The organism is Martelella sp. (genome assembly GCF_984369615.1).
Genome location: NZ_CFHTCS010000040.1, coordinates 1 through 19,219 on the forward strand (window position 1 = coordinate 1; position 19,219 = coordinate 19,219).

Annotated in this window: 13 protein-coding genes, 2 tRNA genes and 1 pseudogene; 10 read left to right on the plus strand and 6 right to left on the minus strand. The window is 62.8% G+C overall.

The window, feature by feature from the left end:
• A partial coding sequence (locus AC5DC2_RS05600; RefSeq protein WP_491697795.1) for an alpha-glucosidase/alpha-galactosidase occupies positions 1-1,464 on the minus strand: 1,464 nt, incomplete at its 3' end.
• A 193-nt stretch (positions 1,465-1,657) separates the two neighbouring features.
• On the opposite strand from AC5DC2_RS05600, the gene AC5DC2_RS05605 reads away from it, so the two are divergent.
• Positions 1,658-2,617, plus strand: coding sequence for an AraC family transcriptional regulator (locus AC5DC2_RS05605; protein WP_024706060.1), 960 nt, complete (start codon positions 1,658-1,660; stop codon positions 2,615-2,617).
• Between the two features lie 92 nt (positions 2,618-2,709).
• On the opposite strand, the gene AC5DC2_RS05610 is transcribed toward AC5DC2_RS05605, so the two are convergent.
• Positions 2,710-2,786: transfer RNA gene (locus AC5DC2_RS05610), tRNA-His, on the minus strand.
• Positions 2,787-3,041: 255 nt separating this feature from the next.
• On the opposite strand from AC5DC2_RS05610, the gene AC5DC2_RS05615 reads away from it, so the two are divergent.
• Together AC5DC2_RS05615 and AC5DC2_RS05620 are read left to right on the plus strand one after the other, a co-directional pair.
• Entirely contained in the window at positions 3,042-6,011 is a 2,970-nt protein-coding gene (locus AC5DC2_RS05615; protein ID WP_491697796.1) for a PAS domain S-box protein, read from the plus strand.
• Between the two features lie 277 nt (positions 6,012-6,288).
• Positions 6,289-7,863: an ABC transporter permease gene (locus AC5DC2_RS05620; protein ID WP_491697804.1), complete on the plus strand. Its 1,575-nt coding sequence runs from the start codon at positions 6,289-6,291 to the stop codon at positions 7,861-7,863.
• Positions 7,864-7,868: 5 nt separating this feature from the next.
• On the opposite strand, the gene AC5DC2_RS05625 is transcribed toward AC5DC2_RS05620, so the two are convergent.
• Together AC5DC2_RS05625 and AC5DC2_RS05630 are read right to left on the minus strand one after the other, a co-directional pair.
• On the minus strand, positions 7,869-9,038 hold the full coding sequence (locus AC5DC2_RS05625; protein ID WP_491697797.1) for an ABC transporter ATP-binding protein: 1,170 nt from the start codon (positions 9,036-9,038) through the stop codon (positions 7,869-7,871).
• Positions 9,039-9,088: 50 nt separating this feature from the next.
• Positions 9,089-9,868 (minus strand): SDR family NAD(P)-dependent oxidoreductase, encoded by a 780-nt coding sequence (locus AC5DC2_RS05630; RefSeq protein ID WP_491697798.1) that lies wholly within the window; start codon positions 9,866-9,868, stop codon positions 9,089-9,091.
• Positions 9,869-9,978: 110 nt separating this feature from the next.
• On the opposite strand from AC5DC2_RS05630, the gene AC5DC2_RS05635 reads away from it, so the two are divergent.
• The 3 genes from AC5DC2_RS05635 to AC5DC2_RS05645 are packed head-to-tail and all read left to right on the plus strand — an operon-like array spanning position 9,979 to position 13,238.
• The gene (locus AC5DC2_RS05635) at positions 9,979-10,881 is read left to right on the plus strand and encodes a DeoR/GlpR family DNA-binding transcription regulator (RefSeq protein ID WP_491697799.1); all 903 of its coding nucleotides are present in this window, start codon (positions 9,979-9,981) and stop codon (positions 10,879-10,881) included.
• Between the two features lie 50 nt (positions 10,882-10,931).
• The gene (locus AC5DC2_RS05640) at positions 10,932-11,732 is read left to right on the plus strand and encodes a BtpA/SgcQ family protein (RefSeq protein ID WP_491697800.1); all 801 of its coding nucleotides are present in this window, start codon (positions 10,932-10,934) and stop codon (positions 11,730-11,732) included.
• 18 nt (positions 11,733-11,750) lie between these two features.
• The gene (locus AC5DC2_RS05645) at positions 11,751-13,238 is read left to right on the plus strand and encodes an FGGY-family carbohydrate kinase (RefSeq protein WP_491697801.1); all 1,488 of its coding nucleotides are present in this window, start codon (positions 11,751-11,753) and stop codon (positions 13,236-13,238) included.
• 37 nt (positions 13,239-13,275) lie between these two features.
• Here AC5DC2_RS05645 and AC5DC2_RS05650 read toward each other — a convergent pair.
• Positions 13,276-13,854, minus strand: a pseudogene (locus tag AC5DC2_RS05650) (GntR family transcriptional regulator); the annotation flags it as partial.
• A 146-nt stretch (positions 13,855-14,000) separates the two neighbouring features.
• Positions 14,001-14,090, minus strand: a tRNA-Ser gene (locus AC5DC2_RS05655).
• Positions 14,091-14,534: 444 nt separating this feature from the next.
• Here AC5DC2_RS05655 and msrA point away from each other — a divergent pair.
• The 4 genes from msrA to AC5DC2_RS05675 all read left to right on the plus strand — a co-directional run.
• Positions 14,535-15,185 carry a peptide-methionine (S)-S-oxide reductase MsrA gene (msrA, locus tag AC5DC2_RS05660; RefSeq protein ID WP_491697802.1) on the plus strand — a complete coding sequence of 217 codons (651 nt, stop codon included), beginning with the start codon at positions 14,535-14,537 and terminating at the stop codon, positions 15,183-15,185.
• 371 nt (positions 15,186-15,556) lie between these two features.
• Positions 15,557-16,546, plus strand: a complete 990-nt coding sequence (locus AC5DC2_RS05665; protein ID WP_024706050.1) for a BMP family lipoprotein — start codon at positions 15,557-15,559, stop codon at positions 16,544-16,546.
• Positions 16,547-16,678: 132 nt separating this feature from the next.
• Complete coding sequence (locus AC5DC2_RS05670) at positions 16,679-18,190, plus strand: ABC transporter ATP-binding protein (protein ID WP_024706049.1); 1,512 nt, start codon at positions 16,679-16,681, stop codon at positions 18,188-18,190.
• Between the two features lie 7 nt (positions 18,191-18,197).
• Positions 18,198-19,219: ABC transporter permease (locus AC5DC2_RS05675; protein ID WP_491697803.1), on the plus strand; the 1,022-nt coding region annotated here is incomplete at its 3' end.

Here is a 19,219-nt window from a genome sequence, read left to right on the forward strand (position 1 = left end):
GGCCGCCGCGCGCTCGGCTTCCTTCTCCTCGCGCATTTCATCGACCGAGCGAATCTGGCGGCGGGCCGCCCCTTCCCATTCGCGCGTCCTGACCGTCGCCTTTGCAAGCCGCTCTTTCGCGCCGTCGATGGCATGGGCATATTGCGGCAGCCATTCGGCCTGGGCGACGACCATCTCGTCCACCATCTGCCAGACCTCCTCCGGCGTGCAGACGGCGCCGACCAGCGGATCGTGCAGGACGGCCAGTTTCAGAAGATCGAGATCGCCGGTCACGGCCGCATGAACCGACATGCGCTGCACGTTGATCGAGGCCATGCAGGTTGCAGCACAGGCTTCCGGCAGCGTGATGCCGGCGACCATGTTGAGGCCGAAACGATCCACGAAACCGGGCGATTCAATGATGCAGTCATCCGGCAGATTGGTGATCACGCCGTTGTTCTTGCGGTTGAAATGGCCGCGATAGACCCGGCCGGTCTCCAGCCCTTCGAGAATATAGCTGGCATGTTCGCTCGACCGTTTCTTCGGGTCGATCGGTTTAGCCGCATCTTCAAGGAATCCGTCAAATTCGGTCTCGAACCAGTTGCGATTTTCCGCCGTGTAACGCAGATAGCCGCCGGTCTCTCCATGGATCCAGTCGGACATGTCGATCCAGCGGGTGATTTCCTCCGGGCGCTTGCGATACCAGGGCAGGTATTCGGACAGGTGGCCGTTGCTTTCGGTCGAATAGACCCCGAAACGCTTCAGCACGTCGATGCGGACCTTTTCCTGCTTCGAGATAACCGGATGGGCCTCGAAGGCGGCGATCAGCTCGTCTTTACCGATTTTGCGGCCGTTGACGCGCAGATCGGTGAACCAGGTCTGATGGTTGATGCCGGAGCAGATATAGTCGAGTTCGTTCTGTTTTACGCCGAGCACTTCCGCAATCTGTTCCGCGCCGTGCTGGACGCCATGGCACAGCCCGATCGTATCGACCTTGCCGTATTCATTGGCTGCCCAGGTGTTCATCGCCATCGGATTGGCATAGTTGAGGAAGCGGGCGCCGGGCTCGGCAACCTCGCGGATATCCTTGCAGAAATCCAGAATGACCGGGATGTTGCGCTGGCCGTAAAGAATGCCGCCGGCGCAGATCGTATCGCCGACGCACTGGTCGACGCCGTATTTCAGCGGAATGCGGATATCATCGGCATAGGCCTCAAGCCCGCCGACGCGAACGCAGGAAATCACATAGCGCGCGCCCTCGATCGCCTTGCGGCGGTCTGTGGTCGCGGTGATGGTGGTCGGCAGGCCATTGGCCTCGACGATCTTCTCGAGGATGGTTTTCACCATCGTCAGATTTTTCTCGCTGATATCCGTCAGCGCCACTTCGATATCCGAAAATTCCGGAACGCACAGGATATCCTTGAACAACGTCTTGGTGAAACCGACGCTGCCGGCGCCGATAATGGCTATTTTGAAAGCGCTCATAGCCGCCTCCCTGAATCAAGAACCAACAAACAGGGTAAAATCAAATGCAACAGACAACATCGACCTCACCGGCAAGGCGTCACGAAAGACGTCACCCCGACAGTTGCGTTATGCCTGTATCACTTGTGTTTCAAACTCCCGGTCCGCATTATGCAGCAGTCGGGACGACATCACAGAGAGGGATTGTGCTTTCATGGGTAATTCTGTGCTACAGGAGCTGCGAGAAAAAGCGCCGATCGGGCGGCTGATTTCCCTGCCGCGCGGACATCAGGACCTGCATGCCATGCCAGTCAGCGCCGGGTATGAAATCCGCACACGGCCCGACTACAGGTGGGACGGAAGGCGGCGCGGCCAGAGCCCTTTCTCGGTGATCCAGTACACGATTGCCGGCGCGGGAAATCTGCGTTTTGAGAACCAGACCTTCCGGATCAGGCCGGGCGAAACCATGCTCACCCTGATCCCGCACAATCACAGCTATTGGGTGGAGGAGGACGGTTACTGGGAATTCTTCTGGATCTCGCTCAATGGCGAAGAGGCGATGCGCATTCAGCGGGCGGTCCTGGCGACCTCCGGCCCGGTGCTCAAGCTGAAGCAGAAGACCGTTGATCAGCTGGCGGATTGTCTGCGCCGCCTGCTTTCATCGGAAACCGAGACGCCGGCAAGAGCGTCCGCCGTTGCCTATGAAGTGACCATGCTGCTCTATGACGATGTCTTCGGCGCCCACACCATGCCGCCGGTGGAAAGCCGGGCGATGCAAAGGGTCACGCATTATATCGACGCCAATCTGGAAAAACCGCTCCCGGTCGACAGGCTGGCGGAGGTCTCCGGCTTCAGCCGGTCGCATTTTTCGCGCCTGTTTGCGCAATCGGAAGGCATGCCGCCCGCGGAATATGTTCTGCTCCGGCGGCTGAAACAATCGACGCGCCTGCTGGCAAGCGGCGATCATACCGTCAAGGAGGTCGCCGGCATGGCCGGATTTTCCGATCCGAACTATTTCGCTAAGGTTTTTCGCCGCTACTTCCGGGTCAGTCCGACGGAGTTCCGCAAGATCGGCCTTGCAGCCAGCATCATGACCATGAATGCGGAAACCGTTCCGCCTGTGCTGCAGAAAGAGCCGGTCGAATACCCTGGCGTTCACCGAGACAAGTCGTGAGCGCGATTGCGTGAGATCCGGCGCAGTCTGCCGAAGCGGCGCATACGCAATCGCCCGCTTTTGAGCGCCTGACGGTGACGAAAGGAAGAAAATGGTACGGTTGGGTGGGGTCGAACCACCGACCTCAGGTGCCACAAACCTGCGCTCTAACCAACTGAGCTACAACCGCACAAGGGCGATGCGTCTTGCATCGCGGCTCACTTAAAAGGCCTGACAGGAATTTGCAAGCCCCTTGATGGCCGATCGGCGAAAATCCTTTGACCCTGCGACCGGTCGCCGCGTTAACCGTCCGCCATGAAAAGACCGGACCTGATCTGGACCACAATCGCCATTATTATTATTAAGAAAGCGTTAAGCCAAGGATGCGCGAAAGGCCTGTCGGGCACACAACGCTTCCGAACGAACCCGAGCGGACCGAAGAGCCATGAGCACGGCAGTTCCACATTACCTCGCCTTTGCCACCCATCCGGCCTTGCGCGGACGTTTTCTTGACGGCAGGGCCATGCTGGCCGTCGATCCGGAGACGAGCACCGTCGCCTTTGCCAACGCGGCCGGCGCGAGGCTGCTCGGCCACGCGCGGATTGGTGAGGCGACCGGAACCAGGACCGACGCCTCCATTCTCCTGCGCCAGCTTATGGCTGCGGCCGGCCCTCTTTCGGAGCCCGGTGACAGCAGGGATTTCACCGTCAATATCGCGCAGCGCTTCCGAAGGGTGTCACAACCGGCAACTGCGAGCCTCTTCGGTCTTGATGGTCGCCGCTACCTGCTGCTCGATTGCGAGAACCCGTCGGAAGGGAACCGCAGTGACGCGCTCGTGTCAGGTTTTGACGAGGACGAGGCGCATCTGGCTGTGGTCGGGGAGAACGGCGCGTGCATATCCGCCTCTTCCGGCTTTAGCCGCACCGCCCTTCAGCCCAAGGACATCCGCCCGATCATCGAGAGCCTGACGGCAGGGCCCGAAAGCTATACGGAGCGGCTCGCAACCACCGAGACCGGCATCTGGCCGCTGGCGCTCGGTCGCCTTTCGAAACATCCCGTCCAGTTCCTGCTGTTTGTCTCCGAAGAACTCGCCGACGAAGTCAGCGCGATCGTTGGGGCGGCGGAGGAAGAAGGATCGATGGCGCCGGAGAGCGGCCGCTCGCCCCGCGAGGCGATTGCCGCCATCGACGAGAGCCTCGGCGCGCTCGCTGCGCATTACCAGCAGAACGAGCAGCCCGCTCCCCGGCAAGGCCCGGTCGTGCGAAAACAGCCGGCAAAGATCGAGACGCACCCGGCGAAGGCCCGGGAAACCGAACATGCAGAGGCCGACACCCGCCGCCCGCTGCGCTTCGTCTGGCGCACCGACGGCGCCGGCCGGATCACCGACGTCTCCGGCGAACTTGCCGAGGCTGTTGGTCCCGCCATGGCCGAAATCACCGGCCTCCGTTTCGCAGAGATCGAAACGCGGCTCGGCGTCAGAGGCGCGGGCGCGATCTCCCGGCTTCTCCAGAGCGCGGACACATGGTCGGGCCGCACGGTCGAGTGGCCGGTCTCCGGCACGGACACGGTCGTGCCCGTCGATATGGCGGCGCTGCCGACCTATACGCGCGAGCGCCGATTCGACGGCTTCAGAGGCTTCGGCCTGGTCCGGCTCGGCGAAGAAAGCGCCAATCCCGATGCAACGCCGCTCGCCCGCCCGGCGGCGGCAAGCCAGACGAAGTCTGCCCCGCAACTGACCGAGGACGAGCGCCACGCGCTTGACGAGATCGCAAGCCAGCTTCGCTCCGCCGATGCCGGAACCGCGACGCCGGCAACGGCCCTTGAGCCCGCTGTCGCGCAACACGAGCCATCGCCCGTCATCAAGCGGAAAACGCGGCCGCCGCAGCCAAGCGAAAGCGCGGAGGCGGAGGCGACATGGATCGACGCCAGCCGGGATGCCATTGTCATCCAGTCTGGCGAGCGCGTACTGCATGCCAATCCCGCCTTTCTTTCGCTTTCCGGCTACGGATCCCTTGATGCCGTGATCGACGCCGGAGGCCCCGATGCCTTTGTCGAACGCGACGATGACGACCGGCTTTTCCTGCGCACGGCCGATGGCGGTCGGCTGCCTGTGTCTTTCCACCTGCAGGCTGTCTCCTGGAAAGGAGGACGGGCGCTTGCGCTGACGCTTCGGCCCGAACAGGAAGGCAGTGACGGGCTTGAAACGCCCGTCACCATAGAACAGAGCCACGAGACAAGCGCTCCTTCGAATCTATCCAGCGACGGCGACGTCGCGGAGCTGCACGCCATACTGGACACCTCCACCGACGGCATCCTTATCCTTGACGAGAAACGCCATATCCGCTCGATTTCCAGTTCCGCCTCAGCGCTCTTCGGCGTCGAGAGCCAGGATGTGATCGGCGAGGATGCCGGTATTCTTTTTGCCGAGGAGAGCCACGGCGATCTGGAAACCCAGGTCAGTCGCCTGCTTGAGCGACGCGGCGGCGATGTTGTGCCCGAAGGGCTCGAGGTGATCGGGCGGGAAGCGGGCGGCGGCCTCATTCCGCTGTTCATCACGCTTGGGCGCCTGCCGCAGTCGGGAGGCGTCTGCGTCATCCTGCGCGACATCACCTCGCTGAAACGTCGTGAGGAGGATCTGCGGGCTGCCCGGCGCGAGGCGAAAGAGGCGGAAGAGGAGCGGGACACCGTGCGCTCGGCGCTGCGCTACGAACTGCGTCAGCCGCTCGATGCCATCATCTCCCTGTCGGAGACCATGGATCACCAGCCCTTCGGCACGCTCGGGGACAACCGTTACCACGCCCTTGCCCGCGAAATCACCACCAAGAGCCGCCAGGCGCGCTCCATCGTCGGACGGCTGCTCGGCGAGCCGGAACCGGAGCAGAGCGCGCCGTCACAGGCCGAGGCGGAAACGCCGCCGGGCCACGAGCCCCGCAGATCCGCCCCGCTGGCCGATTCCGGCGCGCATGAAACCGCGCAGATCAACGAGGCGGTGGCGGAGGCCGTAAGCCTGGTGCAACCGCGCGCCAATGCGCGCCGGATCATCATCCGCGCGGCCCTTTCGCCTGTGCTCGCCAAGACGCCGTGCGACACCGAGGTGCTGAAGGAAATGGCCTCCGAGCTTCTCAACGGCGCCGTACAGTTCACGCCGGCAGGCGGCCAGGTGGTCGTTTCCACGGCGGCCTCGGCAAGCGGGGAGACCGTGCTGCGCTTTCGCGACAATGGCATCGCTCCGGGCCGGCGAAGGGCCGGCGCTCCCCGCGGCCAGAGCAGGGAAACGGAGAACCAGCACCTGCAAAAGGCGCGCAAGCTTGCCGAAGGCCTCGGCGCGCGCTTTCTGGTGCATGCCGTTCCGAGCGAGGGCATGCTGGTCGAGGTTTTCCTGCCGGTGAAGGAAGCGCGGCCGTTTCATTACTAGCGCATGCCGTCTTGTGCGTCCGGACGAACAAGCGCGCTTCCGGCAGGCCTTCCTGTTGCCGCCCGGAAAAGCTGCGGCAAGCGGACATATTGCGCATTTTGACCGCAGGCCATAAAACCGGTCGGAACTTGTCAACTTTGGCGCTTGAGAGAGCGTCCATCAGCGATGACCGGACAGCATGGCCCTTGACCTCGCCGAAAGCGCGACCTCTTCTCGTCGATCGCGACGACGCTCGCTCCGCCCCCTGCCGCTAGCGGCCGGCCTCATCTGCGCGCTGATGCTCCTGCCGCTGGCGGCGATCGTCTGGCTCGCCTTCTCCTCGGATTTTTCGGCGGTCACCCATCTTGCGGAAACCGTCCTGCCGCGGGCTGCGGGCCGCACCTTCTGGCTTCTCGTTTTCAACGGGCTCGTCACCGGCTCCATCGGCGTGGTCGCCGCATGGCTGGTTGTCTCCTTCGATTTTCCCTTCAGGCGATTGCTGTCGGTTGCGCTCGTGCTGCCGCTTGCCATGCCGATCTATCTTGCGGCCTATGCCTTCGGCGAATTCTTCGATTTTACCGGTCCGGTGCAGACGCTTTACCGGGCCGTCTTCGGCTTTCAATCTGCGCGGGATTATTATTTCCCCGACATCCGGTCGCTCGGCGGCGCGGTGCTGGTCATGTCGGGGGTGCTTTACCCTTATGTCTATCTGACGGCGCGGTCGGTGTTTTCCATGCAGGGGCGCAACGCGGCGGAGGTGGCGCGCACGCTCGGCGCCGGGCGGTTTCGGGTGTTCCGTTCCGTGCAATTGCCCATGGCGCGGCCGGCGATCGTGGTCGGCCTCACCCTGGTGATGATGGAAAGCCTCAACGATATCGGCGCCGTACAGTATCTGGGCGTCAACACGCTCACCTTCTCGATCTACGAGACCTGGCTCAATCGCGGCAACCTCGCCGGCGCTGCCCAGCTTTCGGCGATCATGCTTGTCTTCGTGCTGGCGCTGATCCTGCTGGAGCGGATCGCGAGGCGCAATCAGCGCTACAGCGCCGGTCGCTCGGTGACCGGCAAGAGCGAACGTCAGCGTCTCTCGGGGTTTGCCGCGTTTCTGGCAAGTCTTGCCTGCCTGCTGCCGGTCATCATCGGCTTCGCCATCCCTGCCCTGGTGCTGGCCGATTTCGCTCTCAAACGGCTGGAAGACTTCCTCGCGGAGCGTCTGCTTCAGGCGCTTTTCACCTCGCTTGCCGTTGCCGGACTTGCCGCCGCGATCGCCGTCATGTTCGGTCTGACGCTCTCCTATGCGGTCAGAACCTATCCGGACGCAAAGATCCGTTCGGTCACACGGCTGGCATCGCTCGGCTACGGCATTCCCGGAACGGTGCTCGCCATCGGCGTGCTGATCCCGCTGGCCGGGCTCGACAACGCCGTGGACGGCGCACTCAGGACCCGTTTCGGCATTTCCAGCGGACTGATCCTCTCAGGCAGCGGCTTTGCCATTGTCTATGCCTGCACGGTCAGGTTTCTTGCCATGGCCGAAGGCAGCGTTGATGCCGGTTTCCAGAAGCTTTCACCGAGCCTCGACATGGCCGCCCGCACGCTCGGCCGCTCACCGGCAACGGCTCTGTTTTCCGTGCTGCTGCCAAACATGCGCCCGGCGCTGTGGACGGCCGCGCTTCTGGTGTTCATCGAGACGCTGAAGGAGCTCTCGGCAACCATCCTGCTGCGTCCATTCAACTTCAATACGCTGGCCACCCTCGTCTATGAGGACGCCTCGCGCGCCCAGGTCGAAAGCGCCTCCGTACCCGCGCTGATCATCATTCTCGCCGGCCTGATCCCAGTTCTGCTGGTCTCGCGCTCGATGGACCGGCGGGCCTGACGCCCTCACCCCCGGATCGCCGCCTCCGTCTGGGCGTTGAAGACATGGATATGCGCGGCATCCACGGCAAGCGTGATCGTTTCGCCGGCCTTCACCCGCATCTGGCCATCCAGCACGACGCGCAGCCGCGGAGCTGAAATCGCGCCGTCATCCTCGCCGTCATCGCCGATCTCGCGCAGGCTGCCATCGGCAGCGCCGATGTCGACATGGGCGAGAAGCGTGGAGCCCAGATCCTCGACGAAGATGATTTCGCCGGTCACGGTGTTGACCGCAGTTTCGCCATGTTCGACCGGAGTGAACATTTCAGGCCGGATGCCGAGGATCACTCGGTCGCCAGCAGAGCGGCCGAGGCCCGGCCGTGCCGCAAGATCATCCGCACCGAACAGGAAATCGAATGGCCCGACCCTCGCATCCATGCCGCCGTCGGTTGCTGCCAGATCGGCGGCCATGAAGTTCATCGAGGGCGCGCCGATGAAGCCGGCAACAAAAAGGTTCGCAGGCGTATCGTAGAGCGCGCGCGGCGTATCGAGCTGCTGGAGAACACCGTGGCGCATGACGGCAACCCGGTCTCCCATGGTCATCGCCTCCACCTGGTCATGCGTCACATAAACTGTGGTGACGCCGGTCAGCTTCTGCAGACGGGCGATTTCGGTTCGCATCTGCCCGCGCAGCCGCGCATCGAGATTGGACAGCGGCTCGTCCATGAGGAAGGCCTTCGGGTCGCGCACCAGCGCCCGGCCCATGGCAACGCGCTGGCGCTGACCGCCGGAAAGCTGGCCGGGCTTGCGTTTCAGATGCTCGGAGAGCTCCAGCAGTTCGGCCGTCTGGCGCACTTTCTCGGCCAGCGCCTTCTTTTCCGCACCGCGCACCCTGAGGCCGAAGCCGATATTCTCCTCGACATTCAGATGCGGATAAAGCGCATAGGACTGGAAGACCATGGCGATATCGCGGTCGCGCGGGGCGAGATTGTTGGCGATCACGCCGTCAATGATCAGCCGGCCGTCGGTGATATCCTCAAGGCCCGCGATCATCCTGAGCGCGGTCGACTTGCCGCAGCCGGACGGGCCGACGAGGACCAGGAACTCGCCGTCCCTGATATGAAGATCGAGATTGGCGATCGCGGCGAAGCCGTCCGGATAGCGCTTGCCGATGCCGTCGAAGATGATGTCTGCCATGCGCTTTCCCGCTCGTTCGTCGTCAGTTTAGGACTGTCCGCAAAGCGGTCTCACGTCATGTAGATGCCGCCGGTGACATTCACGCCCTGCCCGGTCATGAAGCGGGCGGAATTGCTGGAGAGGAAGACGGCCACATCGGCGACGTCTTCCGCCGTTTCCAGCCTGCCAAGCGGCGTCTGCGCGATGTAGTCGGCGATCACCGCCTCCGGCGTCATGCCGCGCAGCTCCGCTTCCCAGGCAACCTCACGGTCCTGCATCGATGTCTTGACGAGGCCCGGGCAGATGGCGTTGACGCGGATGCCGTCACCGGCAAGCTCTTTCGCCAGCGCCTGCGTCCAGCCGAGCACCGCAAATTTGCTTGCCGAATAATGCGCGAGAAACGGCGCGCCCACCTTGGCGGCAAGCGAGGCCGTATTGACGATCACGCCTCTGCCATTGGCCTTGAAACGACAGCCTGCGATCTGGTTGGTCAGGAAGATGCCGCGCGTGTTGACGTCGAAATTGAAATCCCACTCCTCGTCGGTCAGTTCCAGCGCGGGCCGCATGGTCGAGACGCCGGCATTGGCGAACAGCATGTCAAAACCGCCGAGCCTTTCTTCCGCCTCCGCAAAGGCGTCCTCAACCGACCTGCGCTTGCGCACATCAATCGGAACGGCAACAGAACCGGTCTCGGCCGCGGTCTTCTCGGCTGCTTCGGGATTGATATCGCACAGAGCGACATCCACCTTCTGGCGCCTCAGCGCCTCGACAATGGCGCGGCCGATACCGGTGGCGCCGCCGGTGACGACGGCCTTGCGGCCTTCGAGCTCCGGAAAGATCGGGTGAGTCATTTTTCGTTCCCCTGCTTGTTTCGTTCGATCATATATCAACAAAAACATACACAACAAGAGAAAATAATGTTTGAATTTGTTCGATCCTGCTGCTACTCATGAAGATCAGAATGGATCGGCCCGTCGCAGCCAAAGCGGCGCTGGCCGGGATCGCGATCATCTCGAAAGGAGCCGTCTTGCAGGGTGGACAGGGAGAAAAGACCAAGGTTCTCGCGCAGGTGCGCCATGCGCGCATCCTCGATGTTCTCGCCGAATTCGGCGCGCTGTCGGTCTCCGATGTTGCCGGGCAACTCAATGTTTCCGAGATGACCATCCGCCGCGACCTTGCCGAACTGGAAAAGGAAGGCAAGCTTGCCCGCACCCATGGCGGCGCCGTGCGCTCCGAACAGGCGGCAGAGCCCGCGCCGGCCTCAGCCCTTCCCGGCGAACCGCCCTTCCAGCTCAGGACCGTCAAGAACGCGCTTGCAAAACAGGCGATCGCGGCGGAAGCCGAGGCGCTTTCCGCCGGCGCGCGCACGATAGCGCTCGATGTCGGCACCACGGCATTGCTGCTGGCCCGCCGGCTTCAGGACCGCCAGCACACCAAGATATTCACCAGTTCCGTGCGCAACGCCTTCTTCCTCGGCGAAGGACTTGCGGAAGTCTATCTTCCGGGCGGGCGCATGCGCGGCGACGAGATGTCGATCTCCGGACCTTCGGCGATCGCGGAATTCGAGGCCCTCTGGTTCGACATTGCCTTTATCGGCATTTCCGGACTGACCGAGCATGGCATCTACGACTACTCCTTCGATGATGCGGAGATGAAGCGCGTTTTCCTCAATCGCTCGACGCAGAAGGTGGTGCTCTGCGATGCCTCCAAATTTGCCTGCATGTCGCTCGTTCACGTTGCCGACCTGAAGCAGTTCGATGTGCTGATCACCGATGCCGAGCCGCCGGGCGATATCGCCAGGGCGCTGGCCAAAGCCGAAGTCGAGATCCGTATCGCCAGCCCTGCCCGCAGGATGGCCTCCTGACTGCAATCTGCCGGATTGCGCCGTACCGTTTTCTTCAATGGAGTACCTCAATGATTTTCGAGTTCTTCGGCGCCAAAAAGAAGGCGGTCATCGCCATGGCCCATATCGGCGCCCTGCCCGGCTCGCCGCAATATGACAAGGATGGCGGGCTCGACAGGCTGATCGCCGACGTACGCGCCGACATCGAGAAGCTGCAGGCCGGCGGCGTCGACGCGATCATGTTCGGCAACGAGAACGACCGCCCCTATGTCAGGAAAGCGCCCGTCGAGGGCATTGCCGCGATGACGGCCGTGGTGCAGGCGTTGAAACCCGAGATCAAGGTGCCCTTCGGCGTCAATTATCTCTGGGACCCGGAAGCGAGCGTGGCGATCGGCTCGGTGACGGGCGCGCGCTTCGTGCGCGAGATCTTCACCGGCGTCTTCGCCTCCGACATGGGCGTTTGGGCGCCCGATTGCGCCACGCCGGCAAGACTGCGCGCCAATCTCGGCGCCGGGGACATGAAGCTCCTCTTCAACATCAATGCCGAATTCGCCCATCCGCTCGACCAGCGGCCCATCGCGCTCAGGGCGAAAAGCGCCGTCTTCTCCTCCATGGCCGACGCCATTCTCGTGTCCGGCCCGATCACCGGCCAGCCGGCCAACCAGTCGGACCTGAAAACCGTCTGCGAGGCGATCGATGAAGTTCCGGTCTTTGCCAATACCGGGGTCAATATCGACAATGTCGCCGACGTCATGTCGGTGGCCGACGGCTGCATCATCGGCACGCATTTCAAGGTGGACGGCGATACCTGGAACCCGGTCGATCAGGACCGAGTCAGCCGGTTCATGGACAAGGTCGCAACGCTGCGCTGACCGCGCCCGGAGGCTTCCATGGTTTATGTGATCGGTCTCGATATCGGCACGACATCCACGATCGGCATCCTGATCGAACTGCCGGCCCGGGTCGTGGGACTGGCCAGCCGGCCCGTCACGCTTTCATCGCCGCATCACGGCTGGGCGGAGGAAGACCCCCTCCAGTGGTGGGAGAATGCGCAGGCGATTACCCGCGAGCTTCTGGCGATCGAGAGCACGGACCCCGCCAACGTCGGCGCTGTCGGCGTCACCGGCATGCTCCCTGCCGTCGTGCTTCTGGACGAGGCCGGCAGTCTGCTCCGCCCCTCCATCCAGCAGAGCGATGGCCGGTCGGGCCGCGAGGTCGAGGCCATGCGCAAGGAGCGCGACGAGGCCGCATTCATCAAGAAGGCCGGCAACGGCATCAACCAGCAGCTCGTCACCGCCAAGCTGCGTTGGCTCGAGAAGCACGAGCCGGAGGTCTTTTCGAGGATCGCCACGGTCTTCGGCTCCTATGATTTCGTCAATTTCAAGCTCACCGGCAAGCGCGCGGTGGAGCAGAACTGGGCGCTGGAAGCAGGCTTTGTCGATGTTTCGCGCGGCGAACTGGATGAAGACCTGATTGCCTGGGCACATCTTCCGGCAGGCGCCATCCCGCCGAAAATCGCCTCGCATGAGGTGCTGGGCGGATTGACCGAGGAAGCAGCGGCACTGACCGGCCTTCGCGCAGGCACGCCGGTTGTCGGCGGCGCGGCAGACATGGTGGCCTCGGCCTTCGGCGCGGGCGTGCAGGACGCCGGCGACGTGCTTCTGAAATTCGGCGGCGCCGTCGATATCCTGACGGCGACCGACAAGGCGCGCCCCGACCCGCGCCTCTTTCTCGACTATCACCTGATCCCGGGCCTCTACATGCCGAACGGGTGCATGTCGACCGGCGGTTCGGCGCTCAACTGGTTCATCGCCACCTTCGCCGGCCAGGAACGGCTTGCCGCCGAGGCCGAGGGCATTTCGGTCTACCGCTACCTCGACCGGCTGGCCGAAAACCGCCCCGCCGGCGCGGAGGGCGTGGTGATCCTGCCCTATCTCCTCGGCGAGAAGACGCCGATCCACGATCCCGACGCGCGCGGCGTGATCTCCGGCCTGACGCTCTCGCATGACATCGGCCATCTGTGGCGGGCGCTTCTGGAATCCTACGCCTATGCGCTCCGGCATCATATCGACGTGCTGAACGACATCGGCCTTGCGACCACCCGTTTTCTGGTCTCCGACGGCGGCGCGCAAAGCACGGTCTGGATGCAGACCGTCGCCGATGTGTTGCAGCGGCCGGTGCATTGCCTCACCGGCCATCCGGGTTCCTGCCTCGGCGTTGCCTGGACGGCGGCGATGGGGGCGGGGCTTGCGGATGACTGGGCGGGCGTTTCGGCCTTTGTCGGCCGGGGCCCGACGATTGCGCCTTCCGCCGCAAACAAGGCGGTCTATGATGACGCCTATGCCCGCTTCCGCGGGCTCTATCGGCCGCAGTCGTGACGGCAGGGCGGAGACATTCTTCCCCCGTGCCGAGGATAAGATTCCGACGGGCGAAATCGATCAGACTCTGCACGTGGTTTGCGACCGAAGACCGCGTCGCCTCTAGGTCATTGCTTTCGAACGCCTCGATGATTTCCAGATGCTCGGCCGAATCCGGCCGGAGCCGGTCCTTCAGCTGATCGTTTTCGAACAGCCGCGTCGTCGCCCGCAATTTGTGCAGGACCTTGGCCATGACGGCGTTGCCGCAGTAATCGATGACCATGTTGTGCAGATTGTCGTCGGAGAACCAGTGCTCGTCTGTATGATAGCTGCTCGCCTCGAGAAGCCCCTGGGTCTCGCGACGCACCGCGATCAGCCTTGCGCGCGGGATCGCCGGTACGGCCAGCACGGCGGCCTCCGGCTCGATCAGCAGGCGCAGCCTGAGGCTCTGGAGATATTCGCCGATATCGACACACCGAACCACGTAATTGCGGCCGTTGCCTTTCAGCACAAGCCCCTCGCCCTCCGGCCGCCGAAGCGCTTCACGAAGCGGCGTGCGCGAGATGCCGAGCGCCTCGGCAAGCTTCGCCTCGATGATGACGGAACCGCCGCGCAGCCGCCGGCGGCGGATCATGTCGAGCGTCAACTCAATCGACTACAAGAGATAAGGCAGAGTCGAAAAACCAGAACAAGAAAGCGCAGCCTCGACGTTCGCGCCAGAATGCAACCAACCAATCCCGGAAAGAAAACCATGAATAAAATCATGATCTTGGGACGAGGTAATGGCGGACAGAGAGGGATTCGAACCCTCGATACGGTTGCCCGTATACACGCGTTCCAGGCGTGCGCCTTCGACCACTCGGCCACCTGTCCGTCTGGCACCCGCCTCGGCTGAACCGATGGGTGGGACCGGCGCGATATATACCGATGCCGTGGCGATGATCAACCCGATTCTGACAGATTTTTGAATTGTTTCCAAAGAGGCGCAAGGCATCGACGCAAAGTGCCGCAGGCATGGCGGCAGGGCTGAAGGGCGCCGGGCGCGGCGAGAAAGGGCAGGCTGCGACCGGTCTGTCGCAAAGCCGTCTTGTTGCGGCGCGTTTCGTTTCTTATCTGAAGACCAAGATCCGTCGCCTGCCAGGCTTCGGTTGCTCTTATGGCGGGGAACCGGACGTTCGGTTTATCCGTTCCACCGGATCGGCGCAGAAAGCGCGTTTTCGCTGAAATGCCCTTTCGCTCCGTCCTTTTGTTGTTTGACGCATGTTCGCCAGGACCGGGGAGTGCCGCCTGTCGGCGAGATGTTCCAGGGAGACCCTCATGTTTCTTTCCGCCTTCAACAGGGAAAAAACCGTCATGCCGACGCCGGAAACCGCGCTGGCCGGCCGGCCGGACCCCATCCCGACCGCAGAACGCCATTTCGTCAACGGCCGTCCGCTTTCACCGCCTTTTCCGGCCGGCCTGAAGGAAGTGCAGTTCGGCATGGGATGCTTCTGGGGGGCCGAGCGCCTCTTGTGGCAGACGCCGGGCGTCTACGTCACCGTGGCAGGCTATGCAGGCGGACTTACGCCAAACCCGACTTACGAGGAGACCTGCACCGGGCTGACCGGCCATGCCGAGGTTGTGCGCGTCATCTATGATCCCGCCGAAGTCAGCCTCGAAAACCTTCTCATGCTGTTCTTCGAAGCCCATGACCCGACACAGGGCATGCGCCAGGGCAATGATATCGGCACCACCTACCGCTCGGCCATCTATCTCGAAAATGCAGACGAGCTTGAGCTTGCCAGGTCCGTGCGCGACCGCTTCCAGCGGGCACTGGAAACGAATGGCCGCAATGACCGCATCACTACCGAAATTGCGGAAGCCGGGGCCTTCTACCCGGCGGAAGACTATCACCAGCAATATCTCGCCAAGAACCCGGCCGGCTATTGCGGCCTGAAGGGCACCGGCGTCTCCTGCCCGGTCGGCTGAGACGAACCGGCGAGAAAATGCCGATGCCAAGGGAGCGCCGCCGCGCTCCCTTTCGTTTTTTCGACAGCGCCTGCGCTGCTCTCCACCGTCATGCTCGGGCTGTCCCGGCCTTCTGGGCACGTCTCAACGCGACGAACGCCCCGGACGTAGAATATTTTAAATACAATACGTTACGAAACGCAGATGCTGCCTGTGCGGAATGTGCATGCCATTTTTGCCCAAGGGGTAAATTTTGTGATGAAATTTTGTCGAAGCCGTGCAACGATATGGTTCAATCCGGCCGGTGGCGGCCGGTCGTGTTTCAGGAGGGGGCATCGCGCCTGCCGCCGAACAGGGTCCATGAGCACACTCACAGGGAACAGAGCTGCGTTATGAAAAAAACTATCCTGAGCCTTATCGCCCTTGCCGCGATGTCAACGACCGCGCTGGCGGATTTCAAGCCCGCGCTTGTCTACGGCACGGGCGGCAAATTCGACAAATCCTTCAACGAGTCGGCCTATAACGGCGCCGAAAAGTTCAAGGCCGACACCGGCGTCGAATATCGCGACTTCGAACCGACCGGCGACGCCCAGGGCGAGCAGGCGATCCTCAACTTCGCCTCCATGGGCTTCAACCCCGTCGTCGCCCTTTCCTTTGCCTGGAAATCCGCCGTCGAGAAGATCGCCCCGCAGTTCCCCGACACCGAGTTCTACATCGTGGATGACGTGATCGATGCGCCGAACGTCCAGTCCGTGGTCTTCAAGGAAGAACAGGGGTCCTATCTCGTCGGCCTTCTGGCGGCGATGAAATCGGAAACCGGCGCGGTCGGCTTCGTCGGCGGCATGGATATTCCGCTGATCCACAAATTCGGCTGCGGCTACGCCCAGGGCGCCAAGGCCGCAAACGGCGACGTCACCATCCTGCGCAATTTCGTCGGCACCACCGGCGCCGCCTGGAACGACCCGGTCACGGCTGGCGAACTGACCAAGAACCAGATGGACCAGGGCGCCGACGTGATCTATGCGGCGGCCGGCGCCTCCGGCCTCGGCGTGCTGCAGGCTGCGGCCGATGCCGAGGAATATTCGATCGGCGTCGACAGCAACCAGAATTACGTCCATCCGGGCTCCGTCCTGACCTCGATGGTCAAGCGCGTCGACAACGCCGTCTATGACGCCTTCAAGGCCAGCCAGGACGGCAACTTCGAGGCCGGCATCAACTCGCTCGGCGTTGCCGACAACGGCGTCGGCTGGGCCTATGACGAGTACAACAAGCCGCTGATCACCGAAGAGATGCTCGCCGCCGTCGAAAAGGCGAAGGAAGGCATCGTTTCGGGCGAGATCGAGGTGCATGACTACTCGGTCGACAACACCTGCCCCTACTGATCCCTTGCAGCGTCGCACGGGCGCAACGCGTTTGCGTCCGTGCGGATGAAGGTCCTTTGTTGCCTGCCCTGGGCAGAGCCTCCTCCGGCGCCATGAATGGCGCGCGATCCTCGTTTGGGAGTTGAAAAGCTTTTGAGCACACCGCCCGCAATCGAACTTATCGGTATAGACAAGAGCTTCGGGCCCGTTCACGCCAACAAGAATATCAATCTGAAGGTCGAAAAGGGCTCCATCCACGGCATTATCGGTGAAAACGGGGCCGGAAAATCGACCCTGATGTCGATCCTCTACGGTTTCTACCAGGCCGATCGCGGCGAGGTTCGCGTTAACGGCAAGCCGCTTGAAATCGCCGATAGCGACGACGCCATTGCCGCCGGCATCGGCATGGTCCATCAGCATTTCATGCTGGTGGAGGACTTTACCGTGCTGGAGAATGTCATGCTCGGCGCCGAGGGCGGCTCGCTCCTCAACCAGGGCGAAAGCAAGGCGCGCAAGGAACTGAAGCGGCTGGAAAGCGAGTACGGCCTCGAGGTCGATCCCGACGCGGTCATCGAACAGCTTCCCGTGGGCCTGCAGCAGCGCGTCGAAATCCTCAAGGCCATGTTCCGCGGGGCGGAGATCCTGATCCTCGACGAACCGACCGGCGTGTTGACGCCGGCGGAAGCCGACCACCTGTTCCGCATTCTCGGCATGCTCCGCGACCAGGGCCATACGATCATCCTCATCACCCACAAGCTGCGCGAGATCATGGCGATCACCGACGAGGTTTCCGTCATGCGCCGCGGCGAGATGGTCGCCACCCGCAAGACCGCCGAGACGACGGTGGAGGAACTGGCCGAACTCATGGTCGGCCGCCGCGTGCTGCTGCGCGTGGAAAAGGGCGAGCCGAACCCGGGCGAGGTCGCCCTTTCGGTGCGCAATCTGACCGTCCACGACAATCGCGGCGTGCCGATGGTCAAGAACGTCTCCTTCGATGTGCGCGCCGGCGAGATCGTCGGCATTGCCGGCGTGGCCGGAAACGGCCAGTCGGAGCTTCTGGAAGCGCTTTCCGGAATCCGCAAGCCGCATTCCGGCGAGATCTACGTGCACGGCAAGAAGATCGTCCATGCCAATCCCGCCACATACCGGAGGATCGGCGTCGCCCATATCCCCGAAGACCGGCACCATATGGGCCTGATCCTGCCGTTCGAGGAACGCGAGAACAGCATTCTCGGCTATCACCAGCTTGAGAAATACGGTCGCGGCGGCGTGCTGAACCGCCAGGCAATCCTCGATGACGCGCGCGAGAAGATCGAGAAATACGATATCCGCCCGCCGAATCCGCTTCTGAAAACCGCCAACTTCTCCGGCGGCAACCAGCAGAAGATCGTGGTCGCCCGGGAGATCGAACGCGATCCCGACATCCTGCTTGTCGGCCAGCCGACGCGCGGCGTGGATATCGGCGCGATCGAATTCATTCACCGGCGCATCATCGACATGCGCGACAGCGGCAAGGCCGTGCTTCTGGTCTCCGTCGAACTCGACGAGATCCGCGCCCTTGCCGACCGCATCCTGGTAATGTTCGCGGGCGAAAATGTCGGCGAGGCAAAGCCGGATGCAGGCGAACAGCAACTCGGCCTGATGATGGCCGGCATAGCGTCTTGAGGTCGAAATGAGCGCTGCCAACACGCCCCTGCCCGGCTGGGTCACTTTCGTCTTGATGCCGCTCTTGAACCTCGTCACCGCCCTCGTCATTTCCGGACTGGTGATCTGGCTGATCGGACAGAACCCCTTCGAGGCACTGGGTTACCTCCTCAACGGCGCGCTCGGCAACGGCATGGGCGTCGGCTTCACGCTCTATTATGCGACCAACTTCATCTTCACCGGGCTTTCCGTGGCGATGGCCTATCATGCCGGTCTCTTCAATATCGGCTCGGAAGGCCAGGCCTATGTCGGCGGGCTCGGCTGCGCGCTGGTTGCGCTGGCGCTCGACCAGTATGTGCCGTGGTATGTAACGATGCCGTTCGCCATTCTGGGCGCCGGCATATTCGGCGCCGCATGGGCCTTCATCCCCGCATGGCTGCAGGCCAGGCGCGGCAGCCATATCGTCATCACAACGATCATGTTCAATTTCATCGGCGCAGCGCTGATGGTCTATCTTCTGGTGCATGTGCTGAAGCCCGCGGGCGCCATGTCGCCGGAAACACGCGGCTTTGGTCCCGGCGGCCAGCTGCCGGATCTCGACTGGCTGATGGCGATGTTCGGTTCCAGGCTCGGCCCCGCGCCGCTCAACGTTTCCTTCATCATCAGCCTTGTCATGTGCGCTGCCGTCTGGTTCCTGATCTGGCGCACCAAGTTCGGCTATTCCGTGCGCGCGCTCGGCATGAGCAAGTCGGCGGCCACCTATGCCGGCATTCCCTATGCCCGCACGGTGATCGTCACCATGCTCCTTTCGGGCGGCCTTGCGGGCATGATGGCGCTCAACGTGGTGATGGGGTCCGCCGACCGGCTGCAGGTGGAATTCGTGGGCGGCGCCGGCTTCGTCGGCATCGCCGTTTCGCTGATGGGTCGCAACCATCCGCTCGGCATCCTACTGGCGGCCGTCCTGTTCGGCATTCTCTATCAGGGCGGCGCGCAGCTTTCCTTCATGATGCCGCAGATCACCCGCGACATGATCGTGATGATCCAGGGTCT